Below are 21,870 nucleotides of genomic sequence, written 5' to 3' on the forward strand. Positions count from 1 at the left end.
CCTACCTTACAAGTTTTGTGGAATGTTGGTATTTACAGAATTATTTCATTTGAACTGGATGCTTGACTATACCACTAACAAGTAGCATAATAGGAATCCATATGGAGTCCTTTGCATTTTCGGAGAAAATTTGAGGTGTATGACGTTGAGTATTTTTGCTTCTTCGCTTTTATATGGAAATTAAGCCCAACAAAGGAATGCATTAATATACTATGTAAATTATACACTAAAGAAGCGCTCTACGCACTTGAAGTGCTTGAGGATTAAACAATCTGACATAAAGTTAAACGCTAGACGATAAATAAATTAATTGAAAAAGAGGTGTAGACTACCGTGAAACACACGAAAGGCCGAATGGATGAGAGTATACTAGTCTGCGTATACTACGGACCTAATGGAGAACGTTTAATAAGAAGAGGTCATAAGATGGCTACTATAATGGATTGTCCTCTATATATTCTTACAGTTGACCCTCTTCCATACGATGCATTCGACGCTGAAAAATCAGGATATATAGAACAATGGCAAAACCTTGCAGAAGAATTGGAAGTGGAAGAATTTATCATTCATGATAACGAAAAACGACCTTCCCCAAAAGTAATTAAAGAAGTTGCACATAAACATAATATTACCCAAATTATTATTGGACAAACTGCTCAAAGCAGATGGGAAGAAATAACAAAGGGTTCTTTTATGAATGTATTATTGCGTGAAATTCCTTTTGTAGATTTCCATGTCGTTTCAGTAGATCGATCAGTCAAAGATGAAGAAGACGGCATTTTTGAAAAAGGGGTTCGAGCGTATTTGGTTGCAGATGGAGATGATTACAAAGTATCCTTCACGTGTGCTAAAAACATGTGCCAAGAAGGTATTTTCTTTAAAGAAATTGGAACAGATTTTGATAACGGAATATTCAAATTCATGCATAACAATAAAATGCACCAAGTCCATATTCAAGAAAATCTGGTAACGGACAACTCCCAAGTTCCAGATGGATGTAGCGTAAAAATTAAACAATAACCTTTAAAGGAGACTCTGATGAGTTTCCTTTTTTATATGGCTTTATATGTTGACAATTAGTAGTCCCGAATAATGAATCCTGGCATAACTATTTTTATTAAATTGGAACTTTATCAACAGATGTTTTCAGGAAGTGCGCCTTACACGCCGCAAGAGCGCGAAGAATGAGACCTCCGAGTTCTATTCTCTAACTAAATAAAAGGAATTTCCTTTCCCTCTACTAAGGCTTTTAAATTTGCTAATGACTCATCGAAGCCATCTGAATTCATTATTACTCTTGTCCCATTGTCTTCCTCTTCTAACACAAAGGACAGAACTGTTTGCTGTGACTCCAAATAAAGAGAGAATTCCTTATAAGTATTTAGAACTGCAATAGTTAAAGACATAGGAAGTTTCTCTGATAAATTATTATGAATACTAGGCATTAACGTAAAAGTTACTTTCTCCCCGACCTTCAGATTGGGGATCATCCAAGGAGAACCCGGAACATACCACTGGGAGATCTTTTTCTCTTCCGTAATAGCATTCCAAACCGTTTCTTTATCTCCATGAATCCACACAGAACTTATTTTATCTATCATAATTATTCCTCCTTGAAAATTCTAATTAAGTGCTCTCAAAAAGAGAGAGAGCTTATGAAAGCTCTCTCTTCCTTATTTTAGATTAGCAATTTTACGATCTGTTGGTAACGCAAGCGCAACTAATCCGATAAGCGGTAGTGTTGAAACGACAATCATCGTTTTGTAAACTCCTATGTAATCCATTAATATACCTATTAAGACCGCCCCAATGGCACCCATACCAAATGCAAGCCCTACTGTTAAACCAGCCATCGTACCAATTTTACTAGGTACAAGCTCTTGGGCATAAACGACGGTCACTGAAAAACTTAACATGAGGAAGAATCCAATAATCACAAGTAGTAAAATGACAGCCCAAATTGGAACATACGGCAAAATGAGACATAAAGGAATTGGAACAGCCAGTGAAAGTAAAATGACATTCTTTCTACCAAATCTGTCCGCCATTGGACCACCAAAGAATGTCCCAACTGCTCCTAACACAAGGAATATAAAAATAAATAACTGCCCTTTTTTAACCGATAAATCATAGTTTTCCATCAAATGAAAAATATAAAAGTTTGTCATATTTGTCACGTAAAAGGATCTCGCAAAAATAATAATCATTAAAAGTGTAAGTGCAATTCCCACTTGTTTTTTAGATAGAGGTGGCAAAGAAGAAAATATTGTTTTTTTTCGTTTAGAAAGCTTCTCTGCTTCTAACTCTTTCTTATACCATATAGAAATTCTAGATAATAGAAAAATACCAATAGCTGCAACAATTAAGAAAAGCGCAGCCCCCTTTTGACCAAATGGCACTAGAATAAATGCACTTATTAATGGAGCAAGAGCTTGTCCAGAGTTCCCTCCTACTTGATAAATGGATTGCGATAGCCCTCTTTTAGAACCAGCAGCCATAAAGGAAACGCGAGAACCTTCTGGATGAAATATGGCAGAACCAAAACCAAGGAATACAACTGAAACAAGAATCATCCAATATTCCGTAGAAAATGCAATACCCGCTATCCCAACAAAGGAACTTATCATACCTAATGGAAGTGCGTATGGCATCGGTTTTTTATCACTAATAAAACCTACAACTGGCTGTAAAATAGACGCAACAATATTTAACATAAAAGTAATTAAACCTAACTGAGTGAACGTTAATCCTCGTTCTTCTTCTAATACCGGAAACATAGCTGGAATCACCGATTGGAGTGAATCATTGAATAAATGACAAACGCCAATCGCAAACATAATAGGATAAACGGGATTCCCCATTTTATGCGAAGCATTGGCAATGGACATATTTTTCACATTCTTTCTAAGATTAATATACATGAATAGTTTTATTATAGCGCAAATTTCGACAATTAATTAGAAATTAACAAGAAAGTAAGAATAGTTACTATTTTCTAGGTAATACTAAATAGAAGTCATTTTAAAAGAGGTGTTTGAAATGAATATGGAAACATTTTTTGAATTAAACTTTTGGGAAATGTTAATTAGAACAACATTATCCTTTTTAGCATTATTGGTTTTAGCTCGAGTATTAGGTAAAAAACAGCTCAGCCAATTAACCTTTTTCCATTACATCACAGGAATCACAATTGGATCTATCGCTGCTGAAATAGCAGCTCAACACGAAACACCTTTTCTTGATGGTCTAGTTTCACTAGTATGGTGGACTATCCTTACACTATTTATGAGCTATCTCTCTCTATGGTTTCCAAAGGCACGTGTCTTAATAGATGATGAACCTACTATTGTTATTAAAGATGGAGAACTTGTAGTGAAGTCATTAAAAACTGCTCGTTTACATATGGATGATGTGTTAATGCTACTACGAGAGCAATCTATTTTTTCCATACAAGACGTGCACTATGCGGTTCTCGAAACAAACGGAGAATTAAGTGTATTTAAAAAAGTAGGTCAGCAAGAAGCCACTAAGACAGACATAAAAGCGACAATTACTCTTCCAACATTTATGCCTTCTGAAATAATTTCTGATGGTAAAATTGTACAAAAAAATCTTACTGAATTAGATTTGTCCGAGGAGTGGGTAATGAAAAAGCTTCGTAAACAAGGAATTGAGTCAGTGGATGAAGTGTTTTATGCCCAAGTCCAAACAAATGGTTCCTTATTTATCAGCCTATATAATAAATGACAACACAAGAAGACTAAAACAACGCTAATCGCGCCCCCTTAAAAGGTTTTCTAGTAGGATTATTTTGAAGGGGTGGTCGTGACTGTCGTCACGACCACCCCTTCTTTTTTCGGTAATTTTTTTCACTCATCTTTCTTTATCTTTGAACAAAGACCTTAACCAGTTCTTCTGGCGCTTCATACATACTCATATGTCCTACATTTTTAAGCAGTACTTGTTTTATATTAACTCCATCTGCTGTGAAGGTTTTCTCGGATGGGATAAGTTGATCTTCTTCTCCAGCCACAAGTACTACCGGTAATTCTGTATTATTTATTACCGCTCTACGATCTGTTCTATCTCTCATTGCCTCTAAAGCATACTTAGCTCCTATCAGCGATGTTCTATATCCAATTTTAATCGCTTCCTCCACTGAATTTTGTTGACTCTTCACATTATTTGGTGCAAATAATTTTGGTATTAATCCGTCAATAAATGCCTCTATTCCTTCATCGTCTATTTTTTGAGCGGAAGAATCTCTTCCTTTTTTGGCTTCCTCTGAATCAGGGAATCCAGTTGAATGTATTAAGGAAAAGCCATTTAGTCGTTCGCTATATTTGTCTGCGAAGGCGAGTGTTATATAACCACCTAAAGAATGACCAAGCATTGTTACCTTTTCAATCTTCAACGAATCTAAAAATTGATAGATGAAGTCTGCATAAAGGTCAATTTGATTTACATTGTCTTGTACCTCCGAATCTCCATGACCCGGTAGGTCTATCGCAATCACTCGATACTGTTCTGTAAGCTTTGGAATCACTTTACTCCAATAAGCAGAACTTCCGCAAAAACCATGCATAAGAAATAATGCTTCTCCCTGACCTTCATCTAGATATGCTACACTTGAACCTTTTATTTGCACTGTTTTCATCTTTTTCATCTCCCTAATGTTTGCACGATAGTTTGGTTTAACTCTTCTATGTTTACCCCGTCTACTCGTTTATTACTCAGTTTATACTTTTCTTTTAATAAAAGGATTCTTTCCACACTGGCATTTATTCTCTCCTCTGAGATTTGCCCTTCATTTACAGCTAATAAAATGGATTCTATCGCTTCCTTAATATTGACATAATCATGTGCTATTAAAACAATATCGTTACCAGCTTTCACCGCTTCTACAGCAGCCTCCCCAATTTTATAATTATCTAATATCGCACCCATCGTCATATCGTCCGTTATAACCACACCCTCGAACTGAAGCTTATTTCGCAAAATATTTGTAATCAGTTCATATGACATGGAAGAAGGAAATGTCGGGTCTATCTTTGGTAAAAGAATATGACCAACCATAACAACGTCAGCCCCATTATCTATTGCATCTTTAAAAGGAATTAATTCTAATGCCTGTAAGTCTTCTAATCTCTTTTGAATGATTGGTAGCTCTTTATGAGAATCTACAGCCGTATCACCATGCCCAGGGAAATGTTTCACGACTGGAATAACATGTTGATTTTTAATACCTTTCATCGTTTGTATACCAAGGTTACTGACAATATTTGCAGTACTGCCAAATGAACGGTCTCCAATTACAGGGTTTTTAGCATTGCTATTTATATCTAGTACTGGAGCAAAGTCGAGATTGAAGCCGAACGAATTTAACTCTTTTCCTAATAGATTACCTATATTATAAGAGAGTGAAGAATCATTTATCTTCCCAATTTCTTGATTTGTCGGAAGCTGTATAAGTTCAGGTAGCCTGGAGACTCTACCACCTTCCTGATCCACACCTAGAAATAAAGGAAATTTATTTTTTGCACTCTCCTCTTTCATTTCATTTAATAAGGAGACGGATTGATGGACATCCTCCAAGTTATCTTTAAATAAAATAATTCCTCCAACTTTATCATTAGAAATTAACAACTTCGACTCTTTTGATAAGCTAGTTCCTTCTATTCCAGCAAATATCATTTGCCCCACTTTTTCTTCCAAACTCATTTCCTTCATAGCCGCGATATCAGTACTAACCTCCTCTTTTACCTCTGTAAAAACGGATATATGATCAACTGCAGGATTCGGGATACTTTCTGTTGGTTTTGGGAAAACCCACTTGAGTTGATGAGTAGATGTAACATTAAATACAAGTATTATTTGCTTGACCTGATCATCTTGATAGGCTCGAATTTCATCAGCTTCACCCTTATGTTTTTCAATATCATCTAGACGGATTTGCTGAATTTCTGGTGAGCTCGAGCGTATATCAAAAACAAGATTTGAAAAATGACCGATTGTTGCATTTTTGGATAAATAGTCTTCATAAATCTTTGCAGAACGCTCGTTCATTTTCTCTGAAGTCCCCCATAATTCATGGACGTCCTGAATATCTGATTCTCCTACAATAAACGGAATATCCCAGGCTTGACCCTTTTCTGCAAGTTCAAAAACGAGGGAAACAAGAGACTCTTTTTCAGATGGTATTTCTCCTATAGGTGTTCCCTCTTGATAATTAACTTCCTTTATTTCTTGTTTGCTTCCCAAATAAATAGTCGCAACCATAATTAATGTAAATACAAAAAGGATTATCCCTACTTTTTTAAACATTTCAGAACCTCCTTCGTAATGATCTTTCCATTTGTTGCTTTCTCTAATAATAACCAATATTCCTTTAAATTATAATTTTTAATATAATTATTATACTTGATATATTTTTTATACCATATTATACTTCAATTAGAAACGAGGGAATAAATAACATGAAAATTTGCCCATATTTAGAATCATCCTTTCAAATACTCGGAAGAAGGTGGAACGGTTTAATCGTTCATTACTTATTTAATTGCCCAAATTATACAGCTCATTTCTCAGATTTGAAAAAGGACTTAACCGATATTACACCTCGTGCTTTATCGCTAAAATTGACGGAACTTGCAGAACATGGTCTAGTCGAGAAAAAAATGAGCGCGGAGCAAACTGTTCATATCTCATATTACCTAACTGTTTCAGGTCAAGAACTTGCAGAAGCTCTCAACCCTGTACATGCTTGGGCAAAGAAACATATTACTTTAAAAAATTAACGAAAAGAGGACGAGAATATGACGAATAAAAACGCTATGATGTGTGACCTAGAAACAGGAATTTGTGGACCTGTTGGTGAAGAAAATTCTGTATTAGAGTTAATCGATTTAACTGTGCCTAACAAAAAAGTTGACCTATATTATGTAACGGATCCAATATGTTCACATTGTTGGGCACTTGAGCCGACATTACGTAAATTCGTAGAAGAATACGGTAATTATATTAATATGCATACGTTAATGGGCGGTCTTCTGGAAAAATGGGATGGATTTGCAGATGTTGCTAATGGAATATCTGGACCTGCGGATGTTGCAGAACACTGGCGAGAGGTAGGAGATCATACCCGTATGCCAATAGATGGATCATTTTGGTTAGAAGACCCTGTGTCATCTTCTTATATTCCGTCTCGCGTATTTAAAATAATTCAACAACATGATGCTAGCCTTGCACCAGTCTTTTTACGTAAAGCAAGAGAAGCTGTATTTCCATTTAATAATAACATTGCGAGAGATGAAGTATTGATTGACATCATTAACGAAATTGGGTTAAATGGCGAAGAAATTGTAAAAGAATCTCATCTTCCAGCAACACAAGCAAGCTTGGAAGAAGACTTTACAATGGCAAGCCAACTAGGTGTCCGTGGTTTCCCTACAATTATTTTCTTAAATGAAGAACAAAAAGGAGTAAAAGTAGTAGGGGCCCGACCATATGAATATTATGTGCAAGCATTAAAACAAATGCTTCCAAATGAAAATATTCAGCCTAAAACTGTTCCAAAGCTACAGAACATATTAGAAAAAGAAGAATTATTATTCTCTCGTGAAATTGAAGAATTATATGGCTTAGATCAACAGGATGTCGCTTCATTTGTAGAAAAAGAATTAGCTGAAGGTACCTATCTTGTCGATAAGGTACTTGGTGAGAAATATATTAAGCGGAATAAATAATAGAAAATGCCCTCAAGTTTTTGCTTGAGGGCATTTTTTCTATTGATTGCTTTTGCTATAGAGTTGATTACTTTCGTTTTATATTTCGTCGCTTTCAGCGTAGAATTGGTTGCTTACCTAACTATTTAGGTCTCCCTTTGCCAATGCCTTACAATTTTTCATACGCTAGCTTGCGAATGATTTGTTCATGCTGTGGATATTTGTCTAATAAGTCGGTTTGAGTGAAAAGCTCGAAGTCCTCAAATTCAAACCCTGGTGCAACCATGCAGCCAACAAGAGAAAATGACCCGTTATCTACAACAGAGGATCCGAAAATAGAGTTTTTCGGAACAAGGACTTGTGGAGTTTCTCCATTTTCAATATTCAATCCTATCTTGTGTTCTAAATAGTTTCCATCCTCATCAATCACATGGACTAATAAAGAGCTCCCCCCGTGAAAGTACCACAATTCATCGGATTTCAGTCGATGAAAGTGGGACACATCTCCTGCCCCTAGTAAAAAGTAAATACTCGTATATAACTTTCTAAAGTTCACCGTTTCTTCTGAAGAAAAGGTACTTTTAAAATACCCACCTTCTGGATGAGGTTCTAAACCTAACTGTTTTATATAATATTCTGCGTTCATCATCAAACTTCCCTCGCTTCTAAATGCTTCATACAATTAAATAAATGACATAAATTTTTCTTTTCTTGTAATTCAACAACCGTAACAGAAGTATTCCCAATATCCTTTGAAAATTCCTCTTCGGGCATAAGTGCATTTAATAGCCGACTTATAAAGCCTCCGTGACTTACTACCAATACCCGTTTGCCAGGATGTGCATCTTTCACATCTTCTATAAAAGACATGCCTCTAGAAATAATAACCTCTTCTGGTTCAAAGCCCATATCCTGCTCTCTCCATGAGGCTCCCCATTTGGCTACACGTTCTTCTTCGGTCGTTCCTTCTATGATGCCCCCTCCAATTTCCCCTAACCTCTTGTCTGTATAAAATTCAGTGCTAGGATGTTTTTCAGCGATAATCTCTGCAGTTTTTTTTGCACGGATTAAAGGACTCGTATAAATGACATCCCATTCTTCCTGTTGCATTCTATCTGCAACACGCTCTGCCATTTCGATTCCTTCTTCATCTAACGGAACATCTGTATATCCTTGCGCTCGTCCTTCTTTGTTCCAAGCCGTCACTCCATGTCTTACAAACCCAATCGTTGTCATTATTTTTTCCCCCTCACACTCTCGTTCTTTTATTATAATGAAATGAAACAAAATGAACAATTCGTTCTTGACATTGACGTTGCGTAAAGGTTTAGACTTTATTTATTAGGAGGTGAAAGCATGGAATATACGATACAGAAGCTTGGCCAATTAGCGGGAATTAGTACGAGGACTCTTCGATATTATGATGAAATTGGATTGCTCAAGCCAGCACGTATAAATTCATCTGGCTATCGTATTTACGGTTCTGCTGAAATAGATAAATTGCAACAAATTTTGTTCTATAGAGAGCTCGGAGTGAACCTAGATCATATTAAAGAAATTATGACTTCTAAATCATTCGACCGTTCTATCGCACTTAAAGAACATCGAGAAAAACTGTTAGAAAAAAGAGCACAATTGGATTTATTGATTGCAAACGTCGATAAATCCATTCAACAAACAGAGAGGGGAATTATAATGTCAGATAAAGAAAAGTTTGAAGGGTTTAAGCAAAAACTGGTGGAGGACAATGAGAAACAATATGGAAAAGAAATTCGTGAAAAGTACGGAGAGGAAGCAATAAATAAATCTAACGCAAAGGTAAAAGGAATGACTCAAGCACAGTATGAGGAAGTTACAAACCTAACGGAGGAGATTGCAGTGAATTTAAAAGCGGCAATAGCAACAGGTGACCCTTCAAGTGAACTTGCTCAAAAGACAGCAGATTTACATCGTCAGTGGCTAAGCTTTTATTGGAATGAGTATACGAAAGAGGCACATGCAGGTGTTGCTCAAATGTATGTGGACGATGAACGATTTACCGCATATTATGATAAAATCCAACCTGGTGCGGCTGAGTTTTTAAGAGATGCGGTTCACATATACACAAAAAACTAAAAGGCTTATGCCTTTTAGTTTTTTTGCATGGAAATAACTGTTTGAATAATATCTACATCTTCAGGATAGGCAAGGGACAACTTAGAAAGTTCCTCCACTGGTTGCCAAGCAATCTCATGAATAAATTCATCTGGGTCCTGAATTGTAATTTCTCCACTTACTATTTCAACTATGAAATAGTCTACTTTGTAGGATATTCCATAGTCACTCAGTATCCCACTTTTGTTATGAACATTTTCTAAGGTACGTACTCTGAACCCTGTTTCCTCCCAAAACTCTCTTTCACAGCATTTTTCAAACGTTTCCCCCTCTTCCAATGTCCCAGATGGAACGGTCCATTTCTTCTCTTCTCCTGGAGCAGCTTGAAGAACCATTAAAATTTCATTTTGTTCATTTATACAAATTCCTGCTGCACCTCTCCAAACAAACATATCCATTCCATTTCCTCTTCTCTTTAAATAAGATCTTCTTCAAATACAACTACCTCAGATGCAAATCTGGACTTTTCTAAATCCACCAAACCATTTTGTCGAAAGCAAACTCCCTCGTCTTCTAACATGATTCTTTGTGAATAAGCAGATTCCTCATCCGGAATAGCAATTTCTCCTTTTGCATTAACCACACGGTGCCAAGGCAAACTGTGCTTGGCACTCATTGAATGCAAAATGCGTACTACTTGTCTTGCTCCTCTAGGACTTCCAGCAGCTTTAGCAATTTGCCCATATGTCATAATTTTTCCTGCAGGGATGGACTTTATAATTTCAATAACTCTTTCAGTAAAAGGGTTCATCACGCTTCATCCTTTCATTACTTCCGATTATAACTGATTTTTAAAAATTATTTTATACTATTTTTCTTAGTACCTTGCATAGAATAATACTACATGATATATTACTATCAAAGGTACTGTTTATTAAATAGTAGTGAAAGGAGTTAAGAAGCAAATGAATATACAGTTTAAAAAAGGCGTGTTGAACCTTTGTGTGCTTGTTTTATTAGATAAACAAGATCGTTATGGATATGAGTTAGTTCAAAAAATATCGGATCAAATCTCAATTTCCGAAGGCTCCGTTTATCCATTATTACGACGTTTGACAAAGGAAGGTTACTTCACTACTTATTTACAAGAATCAACGGAAGGTCCTCCGCGGAAGTACTATAAGCTGACAGACTTAGGTAGAACTTATCTACATGAACAGTTGAAGGAATGGAAAAGCTTTACAAACGGTGTAAACAATCTAATCGAAGAAGGTGTAAAAAATGACTGAACAACAATTTCTAAGTGAACTGGAGCTTGCTTTAACGAAACTACCTACGGAAGAACGAAACGATATTCTATCTGACATTAAAGAATATTTTAGGAATGGCCGTGAAGATGGAAAATTGGAAAGAGATATCGCCGCTTCTCTAGGCTCTCCAAAAGAAATTGCAAAGGAACTTTTGGAAAGCCATGTACCAGAAAAGATCGAAACAAATAATAAAATGATTCACCTGCCTCATTCTAACTTTACTAACGTAATGATGGATATAGATTTTGGTTCTCTTAACGTTTTTCCTTCTGAAACAGAAGAAACGTTTATTGAATTAATAGGTGAAAATGACAAATTGGAACTTACAGCCAATGTGGTAAATGATACATTGTCAATTCAATTAAAAACAAAGAAATTTAAACTTTTTAGCTTCTTATTCTTGATTAAAGAAATCAAAGTGAACGTAGCTCTGCCTAAGAAACTATATTCTTCCATCAACATGAAAACGGATAACGGTCGCATTCGTGCAGAAAAAATTCTTGGGAAAACAATAAAGGCAACTTCTGACAACGGAAGCATTGGCTTAAAAGAATTTGCGTCAACTGTTTTAGAAGTAGAAACTGATAATGGTCGAATTGAATTAGACAAAATTCAAGTTGATAAGCTTTCTACTCAAACGGACAATGGACGAATCGAACTTCGAAATATAGATGCTGAGCAAATTCAAGCAAAAACAGATAACGGTCGAATTATGATGGAATATGTAAACGGAGATATCATTGGAAAAACTGATAACGGGAGAATCTCCCTTCTGACTACTACCTTGGATCGCATGATTGAACTAGAGACAGATAACGGAAGCATTCTTGTGGAAACCGAAAATGAACCTACGAATGTTTCTATACAAGCCAAAACAGCTTCTGGAGGAATCAATATTTTTGGAGAAAAGAACTCTCGTACAGTTATTGGGAGTGGAACGAATACAGTTAAACTTTCTTCCGATAATGGGAAAATTACCGTAGGAAAGAAAATACCAATTGCACACGCTTAATGATAGTGATAGACACATATCTTCTCCGTTCTTCATAAGCTATTGAAGCATGAAGTATAAAAGGGGGAACAATGTGAATATAAATGAAGTCTCTAACCAGCAAATGTATGATCAACAGGCTTATCAACGGTCTTTAAAAATGATGGAAGATGCTGTTCAAGGGGAAAAAGAAGACCGTATCTTTTACGACTATTTAATATCAATGGCACCAACACAAGAACAAAAAGACATTATTACATCCATCCGTAACGATGAAATTATGCATAACCAATTATATAAGCAAATGTATAAAGCATTAACAGGCAATGAGGCAACTATCTTACCAGAAAAAGAATTTATACCGCCGCCGTCGTATAAAGATGGTATTAAGAAGGCATTACTTGGAGAATTGAAAGCTATGGAAAGATATAGAATCATTCGACAAGGGCTTCCTTATGAACAGTACAGAGACATTGTATTTAATATACTTACAGATGAGCTTAAACATGCAACACTGTATAATTATATATTGACTGAGCTTGATTCAAATAGCGCTAGTTCCAATAATAGTTCTAAATCTCCAGATGAGTGGGTTCAGTACACAGAGTACTTAGTAAACGAAGGCTTAGAGGATGTTAAAAGAGGAGTAAACTCTAAACATATTTTACAAGAATTTATTTTAATGGGTGTTCTTGTTGGGAAAGGATACACTCCAGAAAAAGCATATGAAACAGTTGAAAACTGGGAACGAACAGGTGAATCAAAGCTTCTCCAACAAAGTAAAAGTATGGATCGATGATAATGAAGAGCTGCGTAGATCTCGATTACGCGGCTTCTTTATCTAGAAAGTTTGTATTGGTTTTAAATATAATTTTTCAAACTATTTTTTATGCATATAAATTATTTAAGGGGAATTAAACATGAAAGATTCATTTACATTTGTCAAAGACTATAAACATAACAAGCTATTACGGGCAAGTTTCAATAATTTAGCTAGTTCTACATTTGGTCTCAATTTTGAAACTTGGTTTGAACATGGCTATTGGTCACACAAATATATACCTTATTCATTTACTAATGAAAATAAGGTTATAGCAAATGCTTCGGTAAATATTATCGATGTCGTAATTGATAATGAGATTAAGAAAGCAGTACAAATTGGAACTGTTATGACAGATCCTACTTATCGTAACCAAGGTCTTGCAAGAATGCTGATGGAAATAATTCTGGAAGATTATAAGGATGTTGATTTCTTTTATTTATTTGCAAATTCTAACGTTCTAGATTTTTATCCAAAATTCGGTTTTGAATTGCATCAGGAGACACAATATTCCATGAAATTTAATGGCAATAGCAAAAATGATTCCGGCGTAAAACAATTATCTGGACAAGATAAAGAAGATTTAACGTTTATCTATCACTTCTCTTCTAAAGGTAAAATTGTTTCCAACTTTTTTGCTACAAAGGATACTAATGAACTCCTAATGTTTTATTGTATGTACGTATTTCCAGAGAATATCTTTTATATTCCACAAGAAGACTTGATTATTCTCTGTGAAATTAAAGACAACACTTTACATATTTTTGATGTAATAAGCGAGCAACCATATAATTTAATTGAACTGGCTAAGTATGTAGCTAATGAAAATACGAACCACATTGTACTTAATTTTACACCCATAGGCGATACAACTGAGTTTACAATGACACCTTATCATGACAGCAATCCATTGTTCGTAAAATTAAATCATCCAAACATTAGATTACCTAAGCATTTTAAACACCCTATTACCTCACAGGCTTAAGAAGAAAGGAAAATGATCATGAGTAATGAAACATTTCCAATAATTGAAACAAAACGCCTAATTCTTAAAGAAATAAAAAAAGAACATGCAGAAGATATGTTCCAATATTTATCCGATCCAGAAGTTATGGAGTATTATGGGATAAGTCCTTTTACTACAATTCAAGATGCTTTAGACGAAATGGAATGGTACAACAAAATCCGTCTAGAGAAAAAAGGGATTAGATGGGGAGTATCTCTGAAAGAAAGTAATCAAATTATTGGGAGCTGCGGTTTCCTAAATTGGGAGCAAAAGCATTTCCGCGCGGATATCGGAGCAGAATTGTCTAAAGAGCATTGGGGAAAAGGTATCATGTCTGAGGTTTTTGAAGCTGTACTTGATTATGGATTTCAAAAGATGAATTTAGAACGTATTCAGGCAATCATTGAACCATTAAACATCGCATCACAAAAGCTAGCAGAAAAAAGCGGTTTTATGAATGAGGGTCTACTTAGAAAGTATGAATACGGAGACGGGAAATTTGATGATTTATTTATGTATTCTATCTTGCGCGAAGAGTTCCAGAAGGGATTACATTAATGGAAGAGATAAAAGAAAAAAGTACGTATGTGAAGTAAACTTTTGCTAATTTAAATTGAAATACCGTGAAAAAATCAAGATACACAATAGATTATTCATTCCAAAAAACAGTACAAATAACTAGAAATTTCAATAATTTTGCAATTAAAAACGCTTGGAGAATTCCAAGCGTTTTTTATCGTGGCTATTAGCTATCACAGAAAAAATTGTTTCAAAGGTTTATAAAAAAGCTAAACTGCCTATTGTTTATATGGTAATTTCTATTTCCAAACCACCGTGAGTCATATTCGCAAATGGAACATGATCCGATTCTTTTGTTAGTTTTATACCTATTATGACACTTGCATGCGCTACTTGATGACTGTATAGATAATCTATTGTATAACCATCTGCTATTAGTCCATTTTCTCCTGTTTGAGAAATTTTTACTAATGGATAAATGCCAGGAGAGACATTTTGAAGCTTGACCTCTAACCCTTTAGGATTGCTTTCAACTAAAGATACATAGGATTGACCACTCTTGAATAGAATACTTCCATTTCCGTTATTTGCTACTAGGCTGAATACAATGGGCTGACCCTGAAGAGGCTGGAATGCTGCATTACCACCTACTAATGTATTGTGTGCTACTGCCCCAGTTGTTTCTGCATTGAGTGGTACTCCTTCGCTTCCCATTTTAATCGTATTTCCAACAGCCCCAACATCCTTACAATTCCATAATCTCAAACCATATTGAGTTAGAGAGTTAGGAGTTTTAATCGTGTTGCCTTGAACCGATCCCTCCTGTAAATTACGGACTAAGATTCCTCCTGCTATGCTTGGATGGTCTACATCTACTATATTATTGGACACATTTCCACTAAAGTTAGGTTGAGTAGGAATGGAATATCCAGCATAAACCACATATGGCTCAAATATCGTGTTATCAATGTCCAGTTCATCTGGAACTCCGTGAATGATATTCCCGTCGATAATCAATCGATCAAACGAACCAACAAAAATAACACTGTCTGTACCAAAGCAATTTTTAACATGATTATTGCTCACAATGGCATTAGTCTCTTGATTGACTTTGGGTTGCCTTTGAACTCCTCCAATATATATTGCACCCAATGGATTTTTAGCATATCCACAATCAACGATCTTATTGTTAGCTACAATACAATCCTTTGTATATTGCTCTACATTGGTCCATTTATAAAAGAGCCCTCCAACCATGGAGTCAGATATAAAATTATCTGTTGCTATTAAACCACCACCTGCGTGGCCATCTATGGCTTTACGTTTGTTACCTCTAAGCGTGCACCCGGTGATTAAAAGGTCATTGGCTTTGGGAAATAACGTACCCAGTGAATTGATCCCGTAACCAGGGTCTACATAAGTATGATATTTGGAGGCATGTGGATGCCCTGCTCGATCGCTTATGCTATTAATTACCCGCGGTCTTTCTACTGCTGAAAACACATAATTACTAGAGTAATTATCATGAGCATTACATTCAATAAAAGTAACGTCTGCATTATCTTCGTATTGTAAATCGGTTGGTAGGTAGTCCCCTAAATGCCCTACTGCAAAACCCGAGTAGTTAAACCCGCAGCTTTCACAGGCTCTGAAGATAATATTTTTACAGCCGCGATGCACTAAAACTCCACTTCCTACATTTCCTATAAATCCTCCGCCAAATAACCCGAATGGCTTACCATCATTTCCAACACGTGCACTCGTATCGAAGCTATTGTTTTTTCGGTAATTCCAAAATCCAGAAGTTGGATAGCCCCCTGCAGTGGTACCTTTTTCTCCATAACCAGTTACGGGATCTATTCCTGGGAACTCACCATAACCCTCAAATTTGATCCCTTCAATAATACAATCCTCACAAAGCTGAAGCTCTAAGATTCCCTGAGCATGAGTTCTGGTGAATAAAACAGCCCCATAACCTATCAAATGAACTCGCTTCTTCCCTCTCAGGAGCAAACAAGGTTGGTCATTGTTCGGAAAATCTTCTAGCTTCAAGTTTTTCTCCAGCCAGTAACGTCCTGGTGGCAAAATCAAAGTATCACCATCATTTGCATGATTAAAAGCTGCCTGAATAAAATCCTGTATTCTTGTCCGTCCAGTTGCGTCAGCCTTTATGATCTTAGCCGTTCCACCTTCTATTTCATCTAACATTTCAAAATTACGTGTTATTCCCTGCAGGAATTCCTTTGAAAGTTTGTCTTCGATATTGGTTGGAATATAATATTTTTTCTTGGGTGTATAATTTGTCATCTTTTATATCTCCCCTTCAAATATAATTTTTCTAAGATCAGTAGGCTAACTTGATAAAACATTTATCTTTGTTCATCTCCTCCCCTTAAAAGAGGCCAAAAAAACAATAAACCCCTCCACATCATTAGTAATTACTAATTCGATAAGTGGAGGGGTATTTCCTTTACAAATTTTTGAATAGATTGCATTACAGTTAAATAGACCCTCTTTGGCCATGGAGATATAACTATTGATTCAATGGAGTATCTCTGAAAATTTCGGCGTTTCTCCGGAAATCTCAGAGTATCTCTGAAAATCTCGACGTTTCTCAGAAAATCTCGGAAATACGTAACAGGAGAAAATACAGGTAGGCCCTGATTAAGCACTTGCCTTTTATATTACTTTTATTTTATCCGGTCACCATCAATTAATATGTACGGACCGGGACAATTAATTGTAAAAGAGTATTATCTTGAACTGCGTTTATAATAAACGGACGCATGGCACCAGTTAATTGGATAACTATATCTTGTCCATCGAAAGCTTTTAAAGCATCCATCATGTATTTTGCACTAAACGAAAGTTTTATCTCTTCCCCTTCCATTGTAGATATTTTAATTTCTTCTTCTACGTTTCCAATCTCAGGGGAACTAGAGGATACTTCTACTTGATTACCTTCCATTGAAGAGAAACGAACAATATTATTCCGTTCTTCACGTGCTAATAAAGAAGCACGGTCAATCGCTTGAAACAATGCTTTGCTATTCATGGTAATAATTGTTTTATACTCGGTCGGAATTAACCGAGAGGTATCTGGATAGTTTCCTTCTAGTAAACGAGAGTAGAATAACACATCTTTCGTTTTAAATAATACTTGTTGGCTCGTAATTACGATATAAACAGGTTGGGACGAGTCTCCGATAATTTTGCTTAGCTCATTTAAGCTCTTCCCCGGAATAACTACATTAAATTCATCTTCTGGTGGGTTCTCTAAAATTAGTTTGCGACGAGCTAGACGATGACTATCAGTGGCTACACAAATGAGTTCTCCATCCTTCACCTGCCAATGGACTCCCGTTAATACAGGACGACTTTCAGATGTTGATACCGCAAATACGGTTTCTCGAACAACAGATTTTAATAAATCAGATCCAATTATTAACAGTGAATCATCCTGAATCTCCGGGAGTAATGGATATTCAGTTGGATCTATCCCAATTATATGAAACTCTGATTTTCCGGATTTTATATACGTCTGATTATTTTCCTTCACCTCCATTTCTACATCGCTAGTTGGTAGCTTCCTTACAATTTCATTCAACATACGTGCTTGCAAAACAATCGAACCTTCTTCTATAACTCGAATTACTTGTTCCCCATCTTCCTCTGATTTAATAAACGTTTGAATTGTTACATCTGAATCACTTCCTGTCAGACTCAATCCTTTTTCTGTAACTTCCAACTTTATTCCAGTTAAAATTGGAATCGTTGTTTTTGAACTAACTGCTTTCATTACTACATTTAATCCATCTAATAATCTGTGCCGCATGATTTCAAATTTCATTATTTTACCCCACTTTAATATCTCAATATTTTTATCTACTAAATATTCAATCAAATTAAATGTAACATTATGAAAATTTATTTGCACCACGTTTTTACAACACAAAAAAGCTCTATCACAAAAAATGTGATAGAACTTCCATTATATATTCTATTTAGAAGCAAGACCTCTGCCGATTAAATTTGCAGAAATAGGTTTTTTCCCAATTTCTCGAGCCCATACAGATAGTTGTCCAATATGATGAATTTCATGAGCAATTATATGACGCATTACCTCGCCCCATGTATCTGTCACCACCCTACCATCAGGCGTTTTATCGTGAAAAAGTCGATTTTCCATTTGTTCTTCCCATGCTCGAACAAATGGCTCTACCTCAAATCTAAATTTTGCGTCCAACTCTTTCACTTTTTCCAACGTATTGTGATCATCGAAACTCTCTTGGAAGTCTGGTTTTCCTTGAAGGATACGAATCCAACTCCACTCTACATCAACAATATGAAAAAGAGTATGCAGTATCCCGCCAACTCCACCTGTTCTAACTAGGAGAAGGTCCTCCTCACTTACTTCTTCACACCATCGATACCACTCTTCTCTAACCATCCAATTGTAACGGAACATCATTTGCAAGAAAATCTCCTCCGATTCCCGTAAATAGATTAATTACAAAAAACTAAATAATTCTTCTTCCCATTTGCCCTAGGGAATAGTGAATTCCATGTTGAAGCGTCCGGAAGCAATCGAATTTCAATAGTTGAACATCAGATTGAGCAATAACCTTGCTCAATTCTGGTGATATACCTACCAGTATTGTCTTAACTCCAATCAATGCAGTAGCAGAAGCAATATTTTCAATTAGTTGAGCAGTGTACTTGCTTATATTTTCATCTAATCCGGTTAAATCAAGAATTAAGTAGTTTGCTTTATAACTAGGTATATTATTTAAAGTTTTTTCTACTAATTCCATAGAACGTTCTTCATCATATTTTCCAATAAGCGGCACCACTACAATGCCTTCTAATACTGGTATAACGGGGGAGGAGAGTTTCTTAATAAGTTCATTAAGGTCTCTTGTTTTATCTTCTACTAGTGCTTCCAACTGCATGATTTGATTCATTTCCGTTTTTTTAGCTAGCTCACTTATATTATTATTAACTGTTATATCTGACGGAAAATACTTTACTTCCGTATGCTCGTATCCCTCTAATTGGTAATGATTGACCTCGTACCAAATATTTGTGCCAAACATTCCTGTAAATATACCTGCATAGTGAGCTGGTATATATTTTCCACCTATCGATTTTCCCTGTACTTCGTTTATTTTATGTTCCCAGCTATTTATAAATTTTGCTTTAAAGGTGTTAGCTTTTACATCTAGATCCTCTATAACCGTAAGTCCCCAGCCGGCAGAAGCATAAGTGTTAGTGATTAACTTTGCAGCTTCTTCCACACTAACATTTTTCATGTTTTGAAAGTATTCACCTACCATTAAACCTTGTCTAAAGCCCGTTGTTTCAAAAACCAATTGAGAAGCTTCTTCTCCAGTTATTTCCTCAATTGTGTCAAAGAATGATCGCATAGCTGAAGAAATCCAAAAAAGCATGGCATCTTGTTGTTCAAACATGAATTTTCCTGATTCTAAGTCCCAACTAAAATCGATACCATTTACTTTTATATTTGCTTGTTTCTCCATCTTTTCTAATCTCCTTTTCTTGCTTGAATATTACTTAATAAATTCTAAATGTACGGAATCTATAAGCTTTTGATAACCAATCTCCTGGTAAATTTTATTTGAAGTAGGATTTAGCATATCTGTGTATAGTACACAAAACTGATATTCCTTTAAAAGCTCCTTACTCCCCGCAGCTACCATTGTGCGTGCATATCCTCTTTTACGCTGCTCTTTTGGTGTAAATACCATAGAAACAGTAACACCATTCGCTGTAGGTCTTGCTTTTTTCATCATGGATACTATCTGCCCTTCATTCTCCCATAAAAATACTTCATTTGCATCAAGCATTACTTTTACTTTCTTTTTTATTTCTTGTGGCTCTGTCCTTGGAAGTCCAGTGTCCCCTTCAAAAAAGCTATACCATCTTTCTATAAGGTTTGCATGTTCTAAAGTTGCAAAGCTCCATGTGCCTGGACTCATTTCTAAGGAATCAACCACCTGATCTAAACGATATAACCCCTGATCCATTAAGAGTGAATGACCTTGTCCAGTTTTCTCCTGCCATTTTTCTGCAAATTTATATGCCCATTCTTTCACACTAATGATAGATTCTATATTGATTGAATGTCCTGTTAACTCTTGAATACATAAATCGATACAAGCTTCCATTTGTAGTTCATCAACAAAAATCATATTAAACGGGTGTGGAGGAGTCATTTGAAAAAGTGCTAATAACTTTCCATTTTCTTCAATGGTCGCCAAGTAAGGATTATCATATTTCCCCTCTTTTATTCCTTGTAGAACTCCCAAAAACAAGCTAAACTTATCCTCATTTTTCAGCAAAAACGGTGTAGCCACTTGCGCAAATTCTTCCGCATTTTCATAACGTTTAAAAATCATATTAACATCCCCCTTTGTATCTTTGTATGTTACTATAACTTAAAATACTGCTAGAGGGGAGTTAATAATGAAAGTTATTTCGATTCGTAATATACATATTGGTGAAGGTTTGCCTAAGATTATTGTTCCGCTAATGGGAAAAAACTTAGAGCAGCTTCTTTCGGAAATTAATACAATAAAGCAAGCTGGCCCAGATATTGTGGAATGGCGAGCGGATGTACTAGATGAAGTAGAAAACTTAGAAGAGGTGTTAGAGGTAATTTCAACTATTCATGAAGCACTTTACCCTACTCCTTTATTGTTTACATTTAGAAGTCACCGTGAGGGTGGAAATAAAAAAATTACTGACACCTATTACAAACAATTGCTTTGTGAGGTAGTGCAATCAAGGGCAGTTGACTTAATTGATGTTGAATTATTTGATCCAAATGTAAATGAAATAGTGGAAGTTGCAAAATCTAATAATGTCTACGTTGTCATGTCTAATCATGACTTTGAAAAAACCCCGGCAAAAGAAGAAATTATATTTAGATTAAAAAGAATGCAGGAATTAGGTGCAGATATCCCCAAAATAGCAGTAATGCCTAAACTCCCAACGGATGTTCTAACACTATTAGATGCTACCTATACGATGAATTCCTTATATGCAGATCGTCCCATTATCACGATGTCAATGGCTTCTACGGGTGCAATTAGTCGAATAGCTGGACAAGTTTTTGGTTCAGCTGCAACATTTGGCGCTGGAATAGAAGCCTCTGCTCCTGGTCAAATACCAGCAGTGAAGCTTCGAAAAATTTTAGAAGTCTTGAATACAGATTAAGAAAAGCGCAAGCGTAACCTTTAAAAGCAAAACCTGTTTTCCATTGTTTCCGGAGTGCTTTTGACAGACTTTGGCTACATTATTAACGTGTGAATTTTGAGGGGAGGGGGGGGGGGGGGGGGGGGAGCCCGCCCGCCAGGGTGGTGTGGAATTTTGGTTGGGGGGGT

At 35.9% G+C, this 21,870-nt stretch carries 24 protein-coding genes; 11 read left to right on the forward strand and 13 right to left on the reverse strand.

What is annotated here, in order from left to right:
• Positions 1 to 333 precede the first annotated feature (333 nt).
• Positions 334 to 1,020: a universal stress protein gene (locus WAX74_RS17040; RefSeq protein ID WP_336498867.1), complete on the forward strand. Its 687-nt coding sequence runs from the start codon at positions 334 to 336 to the stop codon at positions 1,018 to 1,020.
• 191 nt (positions 1,021 to 1,211) lie between these two features.
• On the opposite strand, the gene WAX74_RS17045 is transcribed toward WAX74_RS17040, so the two are convergent.
• Both WAX74_RS17045 and WAX74_RS17050 read right to left on the reverse strand, forming a co-directional pair.
• The gene (locus WAX74_RS17045; RefSeq protein ID WP_336498868.1) at positions 1,212 to 1,601 is read right to left on the reverse strand and encodes an SRPBCC domain-containing protein; all 390 of its coding nucleotides are present in this window, start codon (positions 1,599 to 1,601) and stop codon (positions 1,212 to 1,214) included.
• 72 nt (positions 1,602 to 1,673) lie between these two features.
• Entirely contained in the window at positions 1,674 to 2,888 is a 1,215-nt protein-coding gene (locus WAX74_RS17050; protein WP_336498869.1) for an MFS transporter, read from the reverse strand.
• Between the two features lie 157 nt (positions 2,889 to 3,045).
• Here WAX74_RS17050 and WAX74_RS17055 point away from each other — a divergent pair, with 157 nt between their 5' ends.
• Positions 3,046 to 3,747 (forward strand): DUF421 domain-containing protein, encoded by a 702-nt coding sequence (locus WAX74_RS17055; RefSeq protein ID WP_336498908.1) that lies wholly within the window; start codon positions 3,046 to 3,048, stop codon positions 3,745 to 3,747.
• 136 nt (positions 3,748 to 3,883) lie between these two features.
• Here the strand turns inward: WAX74_RS17055 and WAX74_RS17060 are convergent, their stop codons facing one another.
• Both WAX74_RS17060 and nagZ read right to left on the reverse strand, forming a co-directional pair.
• Positions 3,884 to 4,657, reverse strand: a complete 774-nt coding sequence (locus WAX74_RS17060) for an alpha/beta fold hydrolase (RefSeq protein WP_336498870.1) — start codon at positions 4,655 to 4,657, stop codon at positions 3,884 to 3,886.
• A 5-nt stretch (positions 4,658 to 4,662) separates the two neighbouring features.
• Positions 4,663 to 6,324: a beta-N-acetylhexosaminidase gene (gene nagZ, locus WAX74_RS17065; protein WP_336498871.1), complete on the reverse strand. Its 1,662-nt coding sequence runs from the start codon at positions 6,322 to 6,324 to the stop codon at positions 4,663 to 4,665.
• 152 nt (positions 6,325 to 6,476) lie between these two features.
• Here nagZ and WAX74_RS17070 point away from each other — a divergent pair, with 152 nt between their 5' ends.
• Both WAX74_RS17070 and WAX74_RS17075 read left to right on the forward strand, forming a co-directional pair.
• On the forward strand, positions 6,477 to 6,797 hold the full coding sequence (locus WAX74_RS17070; protein WP_336498872.1) for a winged helix-turn-helix transcriptional regulator: 321 nt from the start codon (positions 6,477 to 6,479) through the stop codon (positions 6,795 to 6,797).
• A gap of 18 nt (positions 6,798 to 6,815) precedes the next feature.
• Complete coding sequence (locus WAX74_RS17075; RefSeq protein WP_336498873.1) at positions 6,816 to 7,745, forward strand: DsbA family protein; 930 nt, start codon at positions 6,816 to 6,818, stop codon at positions 7,743 to 7,745.
• A 148-nt stretch (positions 7,746 to 7,893) separates the two neighbouring features.
• Here the strand turns inward: WAX74_RS17075 and WAX74_RS17080 are convergent, their stop codons facing one another.
• On the reverse strand, positions 7,894 to 8,370 hold the full coding sequence (locus WAX74_RS17080; protein WP_336498909.1) for a cupin domain-containing protein: 477 nt from the start codon (positions 8,368 to 8,370) through the stop codon (positions 7,894 to 7,896).
• Positions 8,371 to 8,372: 2 nt separating this feature from the next.
• Entirely contained in the window at positions 8,373 to 8,960 is a 588-nt protein-coding gene (locus tag WAX74_RS17085) for a histidine phosphatase family protein (protein WP_336498874.1), read from the reverse strand.
• 120 nt (positions 8,961 to 9,080) lie between these two features.
• Between WAX74_RS17085 and WAX74_RS17090 the strand changes: the two genes are divergently transcribed.
• On the forward strand, positions 9,081 to 9,839 hold the full coding sequence (locus WAX74_RS17090; RefSeq protein WP_336498875.1) for a MerR family transcriptional regulator: 759 nt from the start codon (positions 9,081 to 9,083) through the stop codon (positions 9,837 to 9,839).
• A gap of 14 nt (positions 9,840 to 9,853) precedes the next feature.
• On the opposite strand, the gene WAX74_RS17095 is transcribed toward WAX74_RS17090, so the two are convergent.
• Entirely contained in the window at positions 9,854 to 10,276 is a 423-nt protein-coding gene (locus WAX74_RS17095; RefSeq protein WP_413788987.1) for an NUDIX hydrolase, read from the reverse strand.
• Positions 10,277 to 10,293: 17 nt separating this feature from the next.
• Entirely contained in the window at positions 10,294 to 10,629 is a 336-nt protein-coding gene (locus WAX74_RS17100) for an MGMT family protein (RefSeq protein ID WP_336498876.1), read from the reverse strand.
• Between the two features lie 154 nt (positions 10,630 to 10,783).
• On the opposite strand from WAX74_RS17100, the gene WAX74_RS17105 reads away from it, so the two are divergent.
• From WAX74_RS17105 to WAX74_RS17125, 5 genes are all read left to right on the forward strand, one after another.
• Positions 10,784 to 11,107 (forward strand): PadR family transcriptional regulator, encoded by a 324-nt coding sequence (locus tag WAX74_RS17105; protein ID WP_336498877.1) that lies wholly within the window; start codon positions 10,784 to 10,786, stop codon positions 11,105 to 11,107.
• Positions 11,100 to 12,140: a DUF4097 family beta strand repeat-containing protein gene (locus tag WAX74_RS17110; protein ID WP_336498878.1), complete on the forward strand. Its 1,041-nt coding sequence runs from the start codon at positions 11,100 to 11,102 to the stop codon at positions 12,138 to 12,140. The genes WAX74_RS17105 and WAX74_RS17110 overlap by 8 nt, the downstream gene beginning before the upstream one ends.
• A gap of 73 nt (positions 12,141 to 12,213) precedes the next feature.
• The gene (locus WAX74_RS17115) at positions 12,214 to 12,918 is read left to right on the forward strand and encodes a ferritin-like domain-containing protein (RefSeq protein WP_336498879.1); all 705 of its coding nucleotides are present in this window, start codon (positions 12,214 to 12,216) and stop codon (positions 12,916 to 12,918) included.
• Positions 12,919 to 13,039: 121 nt separating this feature from the next.
• A complete protein-coding gene (locus tag WAX74_RS17120; protein ID WP_336498880.1) occupies positions 13,040 to 13,924 on the forward strand; it encodes a GNAT family N-acetyltransferase in 885 nt (294 codons plus the stop codon).
• Between the two features lie 12 nt (positions 13,925 to 13,936).
• A complete protein-coding gene (locus WAX74_RS17125) occupies positions 13,937 to 14,503 on the forward strand; it encodes a GNAT family N-acetyltransferase (protein WP_413788988.1) in 567 nt (188 codons plus the stop codon).
• Between the two features lie 246 nt (positions 14,504 to 14,749).
• Here the strand turns inward: WAX74_RS17125 and WAX74_RS17130 are convergent, their stop codons facing one another.
• From WAX74_RS17130 to WAX74_RS17150, 5 genes are all read right to left on the reverse strand, one after another.
• On the reverse strand, positions 14,750 to 16,771 hold the full coding sequence (locus tag WAX74_RS17130; RefSeq protein WP_336498882.1) for a right-handed parallel beta-helix repeat-containing protein: 2,022 nt from the start codon (positions 16,769 to 16,771) through the stop codon (positions 14,750 to 14,752).
• Between the two features lie 406 nt (positions 16,772 to 17,177).
• On the reverse strand, positions 17,178 to 18,314 hold the full coding sequence (gene dnaN / locus WAX74_RS17135; RefSeq protein WP_336498911.1) for a DNA polymerase III subunit beta: 1,137 nt from the start codon (positions 18,312 to 18,314) through the stop codon (positions 17,178 to 17,180).
• 150 nt (positions 18,315 to 18,464) lie between these two features.
• Positions 18,465 to 18,941 carry a DinB family protein gene (locus tag WAX74_RS17140; protein ID WP_336498883.1) on the reverse strand — a complete coding sequence of 159 codons (477 nt, stop codon included), beginning with the start codon at positions 18,939 to 18,941 and terminating at the stop codon, positions 18,465 to 18,467.
• A 43-nt stretch (positions 18,942 to 18,984) separates the two neighbouring features.
• Positions 18,985 to 20,004 carry an STAS domain-containing protein gene (locus tag WAX74_RS17145; RefSeq protein WP_336498884.1) on the reverse strand — a complete coding sequence of 340 codons (1,020 nt, stop codon included), beginning with the start codon at positions 20,002 to 20,004 and terminating at the stop codon, positions 18,985 to 18,987.
• Positions 20,005 to 20,034: 30 nt separating this feature from the next.
• Positions 20,035 to 20,883, reverse strand: coding sequence for a GNAT family N-acetyltransferase (locus WAX74_RS17150; RefSeq protein WP_336498885.1), 849 nt, complete (start codon positions 20,881 to 20,883; stop codon positions 20,035 to 20,037).
• Between the two features lie 67 nt (positions 20,884 to 20,950).
• On the opposite strand from WAX74_RS17150, the gene aroD reads away from it, so the two are divergent.
• Complete coding sequence (gene aroD, locus WAX74_RS17155) at positions 20,951 to 21,703, forward strand: type I 3-dehydroquinate dehydratase (protein ID WP_336498886.1); 753 nt, start codon at positions 20,951 to 20,953, stop codon at positions 21,701 to 21,703.
• The last annotated feature ends 167 nt before the right edge of the window (positions 21,704 to 21,870 follow it).

This window comes from Psychrobacillus mangrovi (genome assembly GCF_037104765.1).
GTDB lineage: Bacteria > Bacillota > Bacilli > Bacillales_A > Planococcaceae > Psychrobacillus > Psychrobacillus mangrovi.